Annotated in this window: 16 protein-coding genes; 7 read left to right on the forward strand and 9 right to left on the reverse strand. The window is 62.6% G+C overall.

Features of this window, described 5'->3' with window-relative positions; translation table 11 throughout:
• The first annotated feature begins 146 nt into the window (after positions 1–146).
• Positions 147–965 carry a hypothetical protein gene (locus AC3WOG_RS28005; protein ID WP_492581087.1) on the forward strand — a complete coding sequence of 273 codons (819 nt, stop codon included), beginning with the start codon at positions 147–149 and terminating at the stop codon, positions 963–965.
• A gap of 56 nt (positions 966–1,021) precedes the next feature.
• Here AC3WOG_RS28005 and AC3WOG_RS28010 read toward each other — a convergent pair whose 3' ends face one another.
• On the reverse strand, positions 1,022–2,380 hold the full coding sequence (locus AC3WOG_RS28010) for an RNA polymerase sigma factor (protein WP_492581088.1): 1,359 nt from the start codon (positions 2,378–2,380) through the stop codon (positions 1,022–1,024).
• 330 nt (positions 2,381–2,710) lie between these two features.
• Positions 2,711–3,145, reverse strand: a complete 435-nt coding sequence (locus AC3WOG_RS28015) for a lytic transglycosylase domain-containing protein (protein ID WP_492582471.1) — start codon at positions 3,143–3,145, stop codon at positions 2,711–2,713.
• A 335-nt stretch (positions 3,146–3,480) separates the two neighbouring features.
• Between AC3WOG_RS28015 and AC3WOG_RS28020 the strand changes: the two genes are divergently transcribed.
• Entirely contained in the window at positions 3,481–5,436 is a 1,956-nt protein-coding gene (locus AC3WOG_RS28020; RefSeq protein WP_492581089.1) for a type III effector protein, read from the forward strand.
• Between the two features lie 483 nt (positions 5,437–5,919).
• Entirely contained in the window at positions 5,920–6,747 is an 828-nt protein-coding gene (locus AC3WOG_RS28025; protein WP_492581090.1) for a response regulator transcription factor, read from the forward strand.
• Between the two features lie 67 nt (positions 6,748–6,814).
• Here the strand turns inward: AC3WOG_RS28025 and AC3WOG_RS28030 are convergent, their stop codons facing one another.
• The 5 genes from AC3WOG_RS28030 to AC3WOG_RS28050 all read right to left on the reverse strand — a co-directional run bounded on the left by AC3WOG_RS28030 (position 6,815) and on the right by AC3WOG_RS28050 (position 9,357).
• Positions 6,815–7,090 (reverse strand): hypothetical protein, encoded by a 276-nt coding sequence (locus AC3WOG_RS28030; RefSeq protein ID WP_492581091.1) that lies wholly within the window; start codon positions 7,088–7,090, stop codon positions 6,815–6,817.
• A gap of 19 nt (positions 7,091–7,109) precedes the next feature.
• Positions 7,110–7,565 carry a CesT family type III secretion system chaperone gene (locus tag AC3WOG_RS28035; protein WP_492581092.1) on the reverse strand — a complete coding sequence of 152 codons (456 nt, stop codon included), beginning with the start codon at positions 7,563–7,565 and terminating at the stop codon, positions 7,110–7,112.
• A 135-nt stretch (positions 7,566–7,700) separates the two neighbouring features.
• Positions 7,701–7,856, reverse strand: coding sequence for a hypothetical protein (locus AC3WOG_RS28040; protein ID WP_492581093.1), 156 nt, complete (start codon positions 7,854–7,856; stop codon positions 7,701–7,703).
• Between the two features lie 151 nt (positions 7,857–8,007).
• Positions 8,008–8,739, reverse strand: coding sequence for a hypothetical protein (locus AC3WOG_RS28045; RefSeq protein WP_492581094.1), 732 nt, complete (start codon positions 8,737–8,739; stop codon positions 8,008–8,010).
• Positions 8,740–8,973: 234 nt separating this feature from the next.
• A complete protein-coding gene (locus AC3WOG_RS28050; RefSeq protein WP_492581095.1) occupies positions 8,974–9,357 on the reverse strand; it encodes a winged helix-turn-helix transcriptional regulator in 384 nt (127 codons plus the stop codon).
• Between the two features lie 95 nt (positions 9,358–9,452).
• Between AC3WOG_RS28050 and AC3WOG_RS28055 the strand changes: the two genes are divergently transcribed.
• A complete protein-coding gene (locus AC3WOG_RS28055) occupies positions 9,453–9,860 on the forward strand; it encodes a DoxX family protein (RefSeq protein ID WP_492581096.1) in 408 nt (135 codons plus the stop codon).
• A gap of 11 nt (positions 9,861–9,871) precedes the next feature.
• Complete coding sequence (locus AC3WOG_RS28060; protein WP_492581097.1) at positions 9,872–10,612, forward strand: SDR family NAD(P)-dependent oxidoreductase; 741 nt, start codon at positions 9,872–9,874, stop codon at positions 10,610–10,612.
• 268 nt (positions 10,613–10,880) lie between these two features.
• Here AC3WOG_RS28060 and AC3WOG_RS28065 read toward each other — a convergent pair whose 3' ends face one another.
• The gene (locus AC3WOG_RS28065; protein WP_492581098.1) at positions 10,881–11,027 is read right to left on the reverse strand and encodes a hypothetical protein; all 147 of its coding nucleotides are present in this window, start codon (positions 11,025–11,027) and stop codon (positions 10,881–10,883) included.
• Positions 11,028–11,031: 4 nt separating this feature from the next.
• Positions 11,032–11,166 carry a hypothetical protein gene (locus tag AC3WOG_RS28070; protein ID WP_492581099.1) on the reverse strand — a complete coding sequence of 45 codons (135 nt, stop codon included), beginning with the start codon at positions 11,164–11,166 and terminating at the stop codon, positions 11,032–11,034.
• Between the two features lie 98 nt (positions 11,167–11,264).
• On the opposite strand from AC3WOG_RS28070, the gene AC3WOG_RS28075 reads away from it, so the two are divergent.
• Together AC3WOG_RS28075 and AC3WOG_RS28080 are read left to right on the forward strand one after the other, a co-directional pair.
• Positions 11,265–11,636 carry a tautomerase family protein gene (locus AC3WOG_RS28075; protein WP_492581100.1) on the forward strand — a complete coding sequence of 124 codons (372 nt, stop codon included), beginning with the start codon at positions 11,265–11,267 and terminating at the stop codon, positions 11,634–11,636.
• A gap of 154 nt (positions 11,637–11,790) precedes the next feature.
• Positions 11,791–13,134 carry an MFS transporter gene (locus tag AC3WOG_RS28080; protein ID WP_492582472.1) on the forward strand — a complete coding sequence of 448 codons (1,344 nt, stop codon included), beginning with the start codon at positions 11,791–11,793 and terminating at the stop codon, positions 13,132–13,134.
• Positions 13,135–13,139: the final 5 nt, after the last annotated feature.

Here is a 13,139-nt window from a genome sequence, read left to right on the forward strand (position 1 = left end):
GCGGCTCGCGTCCCGCGATGCGCTCGCTCGGGGCTGCGTCGGCGACTGTCACGGCGAAGGAAGATCCTATCGGGAACGCCGTCCAGTGGATCAATCAGCAGCGTCGGCGAGTCGATGCGCCGCGCGCCGGTGCGAATGGTGGCGTGATGAAACTGACTCGCGAGCAGGCCGTGGTGATGAACAAGGTCGTGTCGAAGCGGGCCGCGCCCAAGCCGCCGACGGGCGCGAGCGGCGCAACCGCCAAAGCGCAGCCGAGCACGACAGAGTCTTCTCACACCAACCCGGAGATCGAGTCCGACGACGACGAGCTGTTCGAACTGCCTCTGCCGGCCACAGAGCGCGCGCCGCAGAAGACGCTGCTTCAGTTGTTCAATGAAGAGCGCGCCTTTCAGCACGCCCCGGCGTCACCCGCTCAGACGCAAACTCAAAACACGGCAGCGGCTCCCGAGTATGACGACGATCTGATCGAAGTGGATCTGCACAGCGGCCGCGTCAATGCCGGCGCGAAGGCATCGGAGCCAGCGGAGCCATCGGCCCCAGCCGGGCCGAAGAGCGCATTGCGCAAACCAGGCGCGGCCCGCCGCGAGGCCGGGCCGCGCGTGAGTTGGCATCCGGATGTCCGGGACACGAAGTTGGCGTCGGCGGAAGAAAAGAGCGGCTCACCGCAACGCGAAGCTACGGCGAACACCGGAGAAATCGCGGTGCTTCAGGACTCCAGCAAACTTCATATCGACGAGGCAAGCGATCAAGGCAAGGAAAGCCATGCCGGCGTGACTGACGAGCCGACGCTCGCGCGGTCGCCGGCACGCCGTGAGCAATCGGGCGCGAGGGCATCGTCCGCGGCTTCAGTCGCGACGCCCGCGACGCCCGGGACACCAACTGCGCCCGCGGGTCGCGCGCGTCGCAGTGGTATCACGGGCATGCTCGGCCGCATGGTCCAACTGCCGCGAACACTGTGGCGCTGAGTGACGAGGTCACCCAGCAACATTGCGGGGGCAGGGGCGCACTTTGAAGCGCGCTCTCAAACGCACTTGACCTTCCCCAACATATCCATCGTCTCTCGCAGCTTGCAGCGCGCCCGATGCATGCGCGCCTTGACCGTCGTCACCGGGAAGCCGGTGATCTCCGCGATCTCTCCGACCGAATGTCCGAGCACATAGGCGAGCGCCATCACGAGCCGCTGCTCGGCGGGCAGCAGATCGAGCGCCTTCGCTAGCAGGTCGGACAATTCATGGTCGTGCCAGTACTGAGCCATCGTATCGGCATGGTCGATGTCAAGCGGTTCGAATTCCGAACGGCGCTGGTCGCGCAACGCGCGCAGCGCCGAGCGATATGCGATGCCGATGATCCACGTCGAGACGCTGGCCTCGCCCCGGAAGTCGCCGGCCCGCTTCCAGACGACCATGAAGGTGTCGTTGATGATTTCGTCGATCACCTCGCTCTTCCACGTGAGCCGGGTCAGGAAGCGCGCAAGCCGCCGATGGTAGAGCCGGTACAGGCGGGCGAGCGCCGAGGCGTCGCCCGCCGCCACGCGCTCGAGCAAGGGCCGGTCGTGATCGACGGCAGCGAAGCCCTCACGCGCGACGAGATTCGCGGACACGTGGCTGGTGACTTCGTCGATCTCCTGGCGCGCGGTTTCGTGTCCGCGCAGATCGCCGATGTCGTGCATCGCGCCGACAATGCCGGTGATGCGTCCGTCCTCGCCATAGACGACGCCCTTGTAAAAGCGAACCATGCGCACGATGCCCGCCCCGTTGCGCACGCCGGCCGCATACGTCTGCACGCCGCCGTCGGCTGCGAGATCGAGGTCGGCCTTGTGATAGGTGAGCGCGAGGTCCGAGGGCGCCACGTCATAGACGGTCTTGCCGAGAATGCCGCCGCGGTCGATACCGAGAAAGCGTTCGAAGACCGGGTTGCATCCGGTGTACAGGCCATTCGCGTCCTTGAAGAACACCGGCGACACCATGCCGTCCGTGTGATTTTGCAGCGTGGAAAAGTCGGTGACGCCGTCGCGCGCATACGCAAGCAGCCTCGTCTGGGCGCGTGCGCGTTCGATGATGGCGTCCGGGTTCAACAGGTCTTCGTCGTTCACCGCGTCGTGGGCGCCGCGCGCGATGAGCGAGACGACTTGCCCGGCAGAAAGCTCGCGTAGCACCGGGATCAGATAGTGTTCATCGCCGTTCTCGATCCGCAGCTTTTCTATTTCAACGCTCGCGTCGGTGTCCGCGCAGTCGATAAACACGACCGCCGGCGACGGGTCTTCGATCAGATGCGCGAGCCTTAGCGCCTGTGCGCCATGGCGCCTGATTGCCGCGGGCGTTGGACGATCCGATGAACTCGACCAGAAAATGCGCGTTTCGTCGACAAGATGTGCCACCATTCGCTTTCCTCACTTCTTTCTCATTGACTTGTGCACCGAACGAAAGAACGGCGGCAAGTCAGGTCATGCGGGCAAGCGAGGCACGGATCGGATAAGCCATGGGGCTGACGAAAGTTGCATGGCCCGCGCCTCAAACCGTTTGCCCAGCTATGAGCATACCTGCCCGGCAGCGCGGAAATTATTGAATCGCGCGGCAGTTGGGAGCGGCGGCCGCGTCTTGTCCCATATATCGGGAACTATGTGACTCAGCGATGAATGATTCGCTTAATTCGCGTCCGGATCGCGGGTAACCTGCGCTTCGTCGCGCAACGCGAACTATTCTTTGCGCAATTATTTTTTTGCGATGCGGGTCGGATTCGGTGATGAAGTTGGCGATTCATCCTGCAGATCGCGCCATTGCCTGACGATGGCCGCGATATGCCGCGCGTAAAGATCGCGCTCGGCTGGCGTCTCCGAGTGATAGGCACCTACCGCGGTCCAGGTGTTGCCGTACTTTTCCATCTTGCCACGCAGATGCCACGCGGCGATATACACGTTCTTGCATGGGGGCATCAGCGCATCGCGATCGATGTGATCGTGCGCCAGCTCGCGCAGATGAATCGAGTTGATCTGCATGACGCCGTAATCGGGCGAGCCGTTTGCATTGAGGTGCGTCGCGTTGGGCCGGTTGCGCGACTCCTGCCACGCGATAGCCCGCAGAATCAGCGGATTGACGTGCTGGTAGGCGGCGGCGTCGAAGCAATCGGCGCGCGCCGATGGCGTCATGAGCGCGATGGCCGTGCCGAGGGTGATGGCGAGCGGCGAATGATAAATGGCGTGCTGCATGACGAACTCCTTCGAATCCTGCTGGACGGCGCGATTATGGTCGTCGCGTCAATGAACGCGGGTGTGACGGCCTGAAAAAATGAAGGCGTGAACGAAGCCTGTCGCGCGGCGGCACACGGCGTTGTGCATGGTTCGCGCATGGACCCGACTTTTCGCTGGGCTTTAGCGGGCGTGCTCGGGAGCAAACGTTCAATACGTGCTCAGGCGATGCGGGGCGCATCGTGCCGCGATCCCGCGGCCGTTCGCTTAACCGCCCGCCGCGCAGAGGAGGCGCCATGAAAACCCAATCAGCGATCGACGCACGCTCGATGTCCGATCTGGGCTCGACGCCCGAGACCTCGACGCGCCGCAACGACACAGGCCGTCGTCCGCGCGATCGTTCAACCGACTCCGCGTTGCACACGCTCGGCGCGGGTTCGCCATCGCCGTCGCGTTCACCGGCCGCGGCCGGCGACGGACGTGCGTCGCGCGCACCGGTTGAGCAATTGCAACGCTGGGGCGCAGGCGGAGAAATCCGGGAAGTGGCACCGGGCACGACGCTTGGCGAACTGATGCACCGCGAACGCCCCACGCCGGAGACGACCGCGCACATGGCGCGCCTGCAACAGCACAACGCGACGCACGAACGTTCGGTGGGCGACAGCGGCAGCATGGTCGGCATGCGCTCGCCATCGCGTGGATCGCCGCCGACGCGAACGCAAGCTGGCGTCGATCCACAGATGTCCTTGCAACCGCAAACACGGGCGCAAACATCGACGCGCACGGCAGTTCCCGGCGCGACCGCAAAAGTCGCGCAGGCGCCGAAATCGGGGAGCGCATCGCCTGCTTCCGACGCGCGCACAGCAAAGCCGCGCTCCATTCGCGCGTTGCCCTCAGGACCGAAGGTCAGCGGCATGGACAACGTGCTGATGTCGGCTTACAACCTCGACGACGAGCAACTCTCGTCGATCACCGGAGCACTCGGGCTCGGGCCCGCGCACGCCGATGAATACGTACGCAACATGCAGACGGCCACACTTGGGCGCATGCTGCGCGGCGCGGTCTATCAGGGGCCGCCCATGCCTGACGCCGCTTCGATCGCGCAGTTGCAGTTTGGCCGCGGTTTGCCGCCAGAACGCCTGCAGCAACTCGTCGCGGCAGCCGGCCGGGCCGGCTGCTTCATGACCGAGCGCCAACAGCGAGGCAAGAATGGCGAGACGCAGCACTTGTTGCAGCTGCATTTCACCGGCGACGATGGCGCCGAGCCCCTCGCATCGCAGCCGGATTCCGTCAACTACAAGGCCGTGAAGGCGCTGGCCGAACTGATGGCCGAGCTCACTGCGCCCGGGCATCGCGAGGACGCACAGCGCTTTTCGATCGGCTCGGTCGCCGCAGGGATGAGGCAGGGCGACAGTTCGCAGGTATTCGTCGAGCACTTCGCAAAGCACACGCAGGCGAGTCCGCCGCGTATCCAACTGGTCTCTGAACACTTCAACGAGGCCAACATCCGCAACGCCTGGCTGTTCACGGCGCTCACTCCCGAACAGAAGGAGAAGCTCGTGCATGCGTCGAACGTCTCGCATCTTCAGTTCGAGGAACGGCGAACCACGGCGGCGGACGGCACCCGATGCGTGAAGCTGCGCGTCTTCTTCGGCGGAACGGAGAACTGGCGCGATGTGCGGCAGGCGCTCGTCAGCGGGACGGGCGGCGTCGGCACGGTGTTTGGCGCGGTACGCGACGCGGCGGAAATCATTGCGCAAAAGATCGAGCACGCGCAGCGCGAAGGTTATCGCGTCGAATTCGACCACATCGCGGGGGCGTCGATGGGCGGGGCTAGCGCGCAACTCTTCACGGCGGCGCTGCAAAGCCGCGTCAGGTTGCAGAAGCAGCCGCCGCTCGTACTGCTCGATCCGCAATTGCCCAACACCGCGCAGTTGCGGCATGCGGTAAAGGGGGGCACGCTCGAATACGACTATGCGAAGCCGCGGGGCGTCGCGGTCACGCTCGACTATCCTGCGAACCCCCGAAAGGGGCTGATGGGCCGCATGAAGGGCCTCGGCTTCAAGTCACCGGGCCTTGTGCGGCTCAAGCTCGCGTTAAGCGACTTCGACGCCACGAGCCTCACGCCGGACGGCGACATCGAGAGGTCGCCTCCGCAGCCGAGCGGCCCTCCAGGCATGGGCTATCACGCCGACCCCGAGCTGTATCTCGCGGCGATAAACCGCTTCACCCGCCGCGTCGAACTGAGTTGATACGCGAGCATTACGCGTTGTGCGTGAGCTCGCGCGCCCGCATCCGTAAGCTGACAGTTAGAAGCACGACACGAATCTTTCACATGTGCTCGCAGCGCGACTTATCGTGCGCACGACCCCGCATCGCGCCGTTTAAGGCTTTTTTTCTGGCAATGGCGGGCAATAGATAAAAGTTGAAAGAAGATGCGCTGCCTTGCGGGGCCATGTTTTACGCGCCGCACAACAAAATAAATACGCGATGTGCATCCGTCGCGTCCTGCCGATGCACTAACGGACAGAGAGATCTCACTCGATACCGTCAACGACGTTTCGCGCAACGAAGCGGGCCTTTTAGCGCTCCGTTCCCGCGCTCCGCGGCATACGACGAACAACATATCGCGAGTGAGAGGACAACAAGCTGTCTCGGGGATGGCGGTCGGCATCGCAGGAGGGGTGCCGGCCAGTAATCGGAAAGGTTGTCACTTATTTGGATGCGAACCGCCCGTGAATAATGACCTGCTCTTTGCAATCGCGACTGACGATCGGATGCTTCGACGCAATCTTGAAGAATCACTCGCCGGAGATGGCATCGTTGTCGAGTCGTTCTCGTGTGAGCTCGACCTGTTGCGCGCGATGCGTGCGAACCGCTACGACCTGGTGCTGATCGACTCGAAGACCGAGCCGACAGCGACGAGCGCCATACTGTCATGGCGCAGCTGCAATGCCGACATCTGCACGCCGCTGATCGTGCTGACGAACCAGTCGAGCTGGGCTAGCCTGTTGCGCTGGATCGACACGGGCGCGACCGACGTCGTCAATCGGTACGACATGGAGCAGGTCCGTTTTCGCGCGCACCTTGCATTGCAACGGAGCGTGTGCAACAGCACGACGCACGAGATCCAGATCGGCCGCTATCTGCTGCAAAAGAACCCCGGCCGCGCGACCATCGACGGCATCGAAATTCCGCTGACGGCGCGTGAATTCGCGATTGCGTGGCTGTTCTTCTCGAACCCCAGCAAGTTCTTCAGCCGCGCGCAGATTGCAGCGAGCATCTGGGGCGCCACCGAGCAGATTGCTGCGCGTACGCTCGAGCAGCACATCTACAAGCTGCGCAAGAAGCTGGACCTGTCGCGCACTTCGGAGCTGAGCCTGAAGACAGTGTATGCGCTCGGCTACAAGCTCGACGTCGCTCAGGCGGCGCAAGCGGAACTCGATGCGAGCGTCGAGCCAGGCTTCGCCGCGCTGCAAGGCTGTCTGGACAGGAGTAGTGCGCGCGAAGCCGACCATCTGCGTGGCGCCGAGCGGATGATGCTCGCCGCTGCACTGTCGTAAGGCTCTGGTGGAACGCCTGTCCGGGCCATCGGGCCGTCGTGCCCGGCGGGCCACATGTGTCGCCGACCTATCCGACGCATGCGGCCCTGGGAGGGTTTCCGTGCCGCTCACGCGGAGTCCGGATTTTCCTCCTGTTCTCCGCGCGGCGTTCCTGCTGGCCCTGGAAGATCTGCATCATGACCTGCGTGCCGAACGCCTGGATCGCCGCATCCAGATCGGTCTGGCTGCCTCCCTGGTTGTCGTTCTTGTCCTTGCTCTTGTCTTTGTTCCTGCTCGTGGTACCTGTCTCGTGAGTGGACGGATGGTCCGTCGTATTGCCGTGACTGCCGACGCGTGAGGTCATCTGATTCTCCAAATAAGGTTCAGGCGCGAATCCACACATAGTCTCCGCGCGCGAGGTTCTCGAACAGATCGTCGCGTGCAACGAAATTGTTGTCGCGCCAGTAGCGGCCGTGCTCGACATAGTGCTCGAGCAGCTCCAGCATCCATTGGCCCGTGATCTCGTCGCTCAAAGCCACGCGCGCGATCAGCACGATGCCTCCGGTGTCCGTCTCCAGGCCGAGCTGCGCCTGGTCCTGCGCATAGACGGCGAGGTTCGCTTCGAGCAACAGGCGGAACACGCGCAAGGTGCGCCCCGCGGCGACGATGCCGAACTGGAACGTGACGTACAGCGCGTCCGGATCTTCCTCGAAATGATCGATGGCGGCGTCGAAGCCGTCGATCTCCAGCACGCCGCGCTCCAGTGTGGCGTCCGGTGCGGGCATGTCGCGGAGGTCGCAGATTTCACGGATCAGTTCATCACGTCGTTCGATGCTCATTGCTTTGGCCGGATCGTTTCACGAGCGCCTGCCGCACGGATGGTCCACGCGGGCGCCAAAAAAAGAAACCGGTTGGAAACCGCGAACGGCTTCCAACCGGCGCACCATGCGCGGCCGGATGGCGCGCCGGAGCGCTTAGCCGACGATGTCCTTCGCGGCCTTCAGGCCCATCGTCGCCAGCGTATTGGCCTTGTTGATTGTGTTTTCTTCAGCCATCGCCTCATAGATGTCGGTAGCCGACGAGCCGGTTGCGGCTGCGCCAGAGACGGGAGGGGCAACTTTGCCTGCCATGGTGAATCTCCTCAAAAAAGTAGGACAATGGAACTGCGTCGAAGTGCTCCGAGTCATGCGGAACGCTGGAAAATGCGCTGCCCCTGGCGGGTTGCGCACGGTTCGCCTGCATCGCCGCGCACCTGCTGCGTGCGTCGCGATGCAGGCGGTACTACACGGTTGCGCTTCGGCACAACAAGGCCGCGGCGCGAAATCCGTCAACAACGACACGTGCTGCCTGAGCTTCTGTGCTTGCCGTATCCGTTGACTGCGAGGCCACCGTGTCGAGTGCGTCCGCCAGTTCCCGCACTTCACCGTGGCGATGGCGCTGCGCCACCGCTTGCGGCAGCTCGGCAACCACGTCGATCAGTTTGTCGGTCATCGCTTCTACATGTTCGTCATCCTTAATGAAGGGTAGTGTTGCCCGGCATTTCGGCGACGAAGTTTTCGTGCCGTCGCTCGATTCCACGTATTTCACGCTGTCGGCCGACAACGCGGAGTCCACGTCGCCTGCCACGCCCAGGTCGTCGGTGCGCGTCACGTCGACGTCGATGCCCGCGACGAGCGGCCCGATATCGCCGCGAAAGCGCTCGATGACCTGGCTCACCGTTCCGGGCCGGCGCGCCGTGCCGCTGACTTCGAGCCGCCGCGCGCCGACGTAACGCACATGCACGTTCGGCTCGTGCAGCGATTCGGCGAGCGCATCCGCGATCTCGTCGCCGTGCTTGACGTTCCAGATGAGGCGATTGGTCGCAAGCGCCTGGAGTGCGGCGTGAGCGGCACGCGCGTCCGCCGCCTTCGATGCGACGCCCGTCAGGATCGGGCACGCACTCGGCGCCGCGCACGCATCTGCGTCGTGGTCATATCCGTCGACTGGAGAACAGGGTGACCTGGGTGCGGCCAACGGTTGTCAATGCGAGTAGCGAACGTGGTGTCGTGACGAAGGACTACCGCATTGGGGGAGATGAGCCTTAATGCGTTTTTGGGGCGCTTCCTAAAATGGGGAGCAAAGCAAGTTAGCGAGACGTGATCGTCGCAAGCCGGACCTTGGGCGGTCACCTCACCACAAAGCGGCCATCCGCTTGCTGGGCGAGCTACCGGCTTGTCGGCCCATCAGTAATCCGCATTTCGTTCTGGGCTAACTGCTTTTAGTTTTGTGCCCGCGCGAGGGCGACCGCTTAGGCGCCACGCTCTCTCCATACGTTTGCCACCACGCCGTCAGTGCCTCCATCGTCGGCCCAAGTCCGCGGGCCTTCGATGTGATCTCGTATTCAACTCGGGGAGGCACTTCCGCAAAGACGGTGCGCGACACCAAACCATCCCTCTCGAGCTCGCGAAGTTGCGCTGTCAGCATGTGTTGCGTGATCCCGGGAATCGCGCGCCGCAGCTCTCCGAAGCGGTGAAGACGCTGATTGAGCAACCAGAGAATCTCCAGCTTCCATTTACCCGATAGCAGCGCGAATGCCCGGCGCATTTCGTCGTGCATGTTGATCTCGCCGTCGTCTTTAGTCTGCTTTTTCATACTAAGTGTCACTTTTTCATCCTACTTGATGATTTTCATCTTAGACGACATCCTTCGTCCAAGTCGACGCAAACAAACTCGCTAAGGAAAATTTCATGGCTGAAAACTACTCATACTGGATCAGCACGACGCTGCTGCTCCTGCTGTATCTGGTTTCCGCAACTCTGTACGTAGTCAAAGGGGATTGGGTTCGTCAGACCCTCGCCGAGCTTGGTTACCCCAGCTATCTCGTACCGATCCTCATTGCAGTGAAGATACTAGCTGTGGTCGCCATCCTGTCGCGCATCAGCGTGGCGCTCAGCGACCTCGCCTATGCAGGCATGTTCTATCACCTGCTGCTGTCCGCTTCAGCGCACATCAATGTCCGCAAGCCCAGCGGCGCTTTGCCAGCCGCGGTGTGCCTGGTGCTGCTGGTCGCCTCTTTCCTGACGCAGAACACCGCTCGCGAAACGCCGTCGCCCTGCGTCCAGGCCGCGATGGGGCAGCAAATTACCCCTACTTAATGGAGATCAATATGGCTCGACTCAATGGAAAAGTCGCTATTGTCACGGGTGCCGGTCGCGGCATTGGCCGCGCTACTGCGAAGCTATTCGCGGCGGAAGGCGCAAAGGTAGCTGTTCTTTCACGCACCGCTGAAAATGTCGACCGCGTCGTCGCGGACATCCAGGCGGCGGACGGCGTCGCGCTCGGTGTGGTCTGCGATATCGCCGATCCCAACCAGATCAAGGCCTCGGTCGACAAGGTGGTAGCCGAGTACGGACGGATCGATATCCTCGTGAACAATGCCTTCGATCCATCCTCGGTCCTGTCGTCGATCCTCGATCTGTCGGTCGAGCAATTGCAGCGCAATTTCGAGATCGGCCCGATCGCCTATCTGAGGACGATGCAGACCTGCTATCCCCACCTCAAGGCCAGCGGAGAGGGCCGCGTCATCAACTTCGCCTCACTCGCTGGTGTCCTCGGTATGGTGGGCTATGGTCCCTATAACATGGCGAAGGAGGCAGTGCGCGCACTTACCCGGTCCGCCGCGCGCGAGTGGGGCCCTGACAAGATCACGGTGAACAACGTCTTGCCGGTCGCGGACACATGGGGCGCGGCCGACGCTCCTCCGCCAGCCAACGCGCTCGGCCGCTATGGATCGCCGGAGGAGGACGTCGCGCCGGTCGTCCTGTTCCTCGCCAGCAAGGATGCCCAGTTCCTGACGGGATACAGCCTGACGCCTGACGGCGGCATGATCATCGACAGCGCGCGCTGAGCCACAAGGGAGCGAACGCCATGGACCACAAGTTACCGTGAATATCCGAGAGCGCTGCGATCTTTACGATGCCAACAAGCTTAAGTTCAGAGTAGATTGCTTGTTGATTGTCGAACGAAGTAGCCTGCGACGTCGAACGGCTGCTTGTGGCCCGAACCGCGCCGACGCGCTCGGCAGAGTTCGTTCTTAACGCACAGAGCCCGACTGCGGCTGCCTCACAACGACCCGCGGGCTCGGCCCGGATGAGCAGCTTGGGGACCTCGTGATCTCACCCCCACTCCTTGTTGACCTGACTGAGTGGCTCGGTGAATTCCTTGAGTGCGTCATTTTCCGATTGTGCCTTGCAGAACTGGTGCACCAGTTTGGTAACGCCGATCAGCGATTTCCCCTGCGTCGCGAGCACCTTGTGTTCCAACAGATCAAGCCCCTGAGTTGAACGCGTTGAAGAAACTGTAGGTCGCGAGATTGACCCGTCCCTGCGCGTCGCGTGACGAGATCCAGCCGATGGTCCTCGGGGCGGCCAGTGCATTGGGCGGGTTGGGGCTCAATGTCATGGCACTTCCAAGCAAGTGATGGCGCCGCGGTGCAATCCCTAATGGCGACGTTCCGAGAGCATAGGGACCTCATTAACCTAACTTCATGGAGATACAACATGCCCGTCATCGTTTGCGAATGCAAGGTAGGAATCGAATCTGGCGTCAAGGCCAAGATTGCCAGCGAGGTCACGAGTGCGATCAGGGAGATCATCCTTTCGCCGCTCGACTTGATTAGCGTCGTATTCCATGAAGTCACGCCCGAGAACACCTACCGTTCGGGAGAACCTACCTCCGAAACGCTGATCTTCTGCCACATACGTGATGGGCGCAGCGACGGCGCCGTGCTATCGCTGGCCAAAAAGGTGAGCTCGATTTGGAGCGCGTGCACCGGGGCATCGGAGGACGAAGTCGAGGTTCTCGTCGCACTGTATCCCGCCAAGTACGTCGTGCGCGGCGGTGAACGCCTGCCCGAAGCCCCTCGCGTGTGAGGACCGTGCAGCCTGCTCGGGGTAAGGGGACCGACCTTGTCTATGCAGGGTCGGTTGTTGGCCGTGAGGTCTCGGCCCCGAATGTGGTTACGCGCGCCACATGCTGAGCCTCGCACCAAAGATAAAAGGAGACAAGTCAATGAAGTCAAAAACTATGCACGGGATAGATGTTCGCAAACTGGTCGACGAGGCCAAGTTCAACAGCTTTCACCGGTCCGTGCTGATCTGGTGTTCCGTGATCATGGTGCTCGACGGCTACGACCTGGCGGTCGCCGGCATCGCGCTTCCGTCGATCATGAGGGCGATGAATGTCGAGGCCGCGACCGCGGGCCTCATGGCCAGTTCGGCGCTGTTCGGCATGATGTGCGGTGCGATCGTGCTCGGCGCGCTGGCAGACAAGATCGGCCGCCGCTGGGTCATCTCGATCTGCGTGTTCCTGTTCACCGTCTTTACCGCGGCCGCCGGGTTCACCAACGACCCGATCACATTCAGCGAGATGCGCTTCCTCGCGGGGCTCGGCATCGGCGGCGCGATCCCGAATGCGGCCGCGCAGATGACCGAATACTCACCAAAGAAGGTGCGCGGCTTGATGGTCACACTGATGTGCTGCGGCTACGCGATCGGCAGCATCCTCGCCGCGCTGCTCGGCAAGCAGTTCATCGAGATCTACGGTTGGCAATCGGTGTTCATCGCCGCGGGCGCCCCAGTGGTGCTGATCCCGTTCATCGTGAATTACATGCCTGAGTCGCTGCCGTTCCTGATCAAGCAGCACGACGACACGCAGCTGCGTGAAGTGGTCTGGAAGATCCGGCCGGACATGCAAATCGAGCCGCACGAGGTGTTCCACGTTCCGGCCGAGGACAAGGCCAAAGGTCCGACCATAGGCAGGCTGTTCCTGGACGGCCGCGGCTTCAGCTCGATGATGCTCTGGCTCGCCTTCATGACCTGCCTGTTCATGCTCTATGCGCTTAGTTCGTGGCTGGTCAAACTGATGGCCATGGCCGGCTACAGCCTTGGTTCCGCGCTGAACTTCCTGCTCGCCTACAACGCCGGTGCAGTCGTCGGCGCCATCGGTGGCGGGTGGCTCGCCGACAAGCTGAACATCCAGTGGGTGACGGCCGCATTCTTCGCGGTCGCAGCTGTCTCGCTGACGCTGCTCGGCAACGGCGCGCAGCCGCTGTTCCTGATCGTTGCCGTCGTCGGCGCGTCGACGCTGGGCACGCAGATCCTGCTGTACGCGTATGCCGGGCAGTTCTACCCGACATCGATCCGTTCGACGGGACTCGGCTTTGCCTCGGGGGTCGGGCGCATCGGGGCGATCGCAGCGCCGATCGTGATTGGGGTGTTGGTCTCGATGAAGCTACCCCTGGTGCAGAACTTCCTCGCCATTGCAATGGCCGCGGTGATCGGCGGTGTCGCGGTTGCTCTGATCAAGGACAAGTCGTCGGCCTTTTCGCACAGCCACGACGCGAGCGCGGTCGGGCAGCAACGGCCTTGAATCTT

The organism is Paraburkholderia sp. FW306-02-B (assembly GCF_058782725.1).

Bases quoted from the DNA above. Each gene is read 5' to 3' on its own strand.
- AC3WOG_RS28070 (WP_492581099.1), bottom strand. From the start codon at position 11,166: ATGACATTGAGCCCCAACCCGCCCAATGCACTGGCCGCCCCGAGGACC.
- AC3WOG_RS28030 (WP_492581091.1), bottom strand. From the start codon at position 7,090: ATGACCTCACGCGTCGGCAGTCACGGCAATACGACGGACCATCCGTCC.
- AC3WOG_RS28080 (WP_492582472.1), top strand. From the start codon at position 11,791: ATGCACGGGATAGATGTTCGCAAACTGGTCGACGAGGCCAAGTTCAAC.
- AC3WOG_RS28055 (WP_492581096.1), top strand. From the start codon at position 9,453: ATGGCTGAAAACTACTCATACTGGATCAGCACGACGCTGCTGCTCCTG.
- AC3WOG_RS28015 (WP_492582471.1), bottom strand. From the start codon at position 3,145: ATGACGCCATCGGCGCGCGCCGATTGCTTCGACGCCGCCGCCTACCAG.
- AC3WOG_RS28075 (WP_492581100.1), top strand. From the start codon at position 11,265: ATGCCCGTCATCGTTTGCGAATGCAAGGTAGGAATCGAATCTGGCGTC.
- AC3WOG_RS28010 (WP_492581088.1), bottom strand. From the start codon at position 2,380: ATGGTGGCACATCTTGTCGACGAAACGCGCATTTTCTGGTCGAGTTCA.
- AC3WOG_RS28060 (WP_492581097.1), top strand. From the start codon at position 9,872: ATGGCTCGACTCAATGGAAAAGTCGCTATTGTCACGGGTGCCGGTCGC.
- AC3WOG_RS28035 (WP_492581092.1), bottom strand. From the start codon at position 7,565: ATGAGCATCGAACGACGTGATGAACTGATCCGTGAAATCTGCGACCTC.
- AC3WOG_RS28005 (WP_492581087.1), top strand. From the start codon at position 147: ATGAAACTGACTCGCGAGCAGGCCGTGGTGATGAACAAGGTCGTGTCG.
- AC3WOG_RS28020 (WP_492581089.1), top strand. From the start codon at position 3,481: ATGAAAACCCAATCAGCGATCGACGCACGCTCGATGTCCGATCTGGGC.
- AC3WOG_RS28050 (WP_492581095.1), bottom strand. From the start codon at position 9,357: ATGAAAAAGCAGACTAAAGACGACGGCGAGATCAACATGCACGACGAA.
- AC3WOG_RS28040 (WP_492581093.1), bottom strand. From the start codon at position 7,856: ATGGCAGGCAAAGTTGCCCCTCCCGTCTCTGGCGCAGCCGCAACCGGC.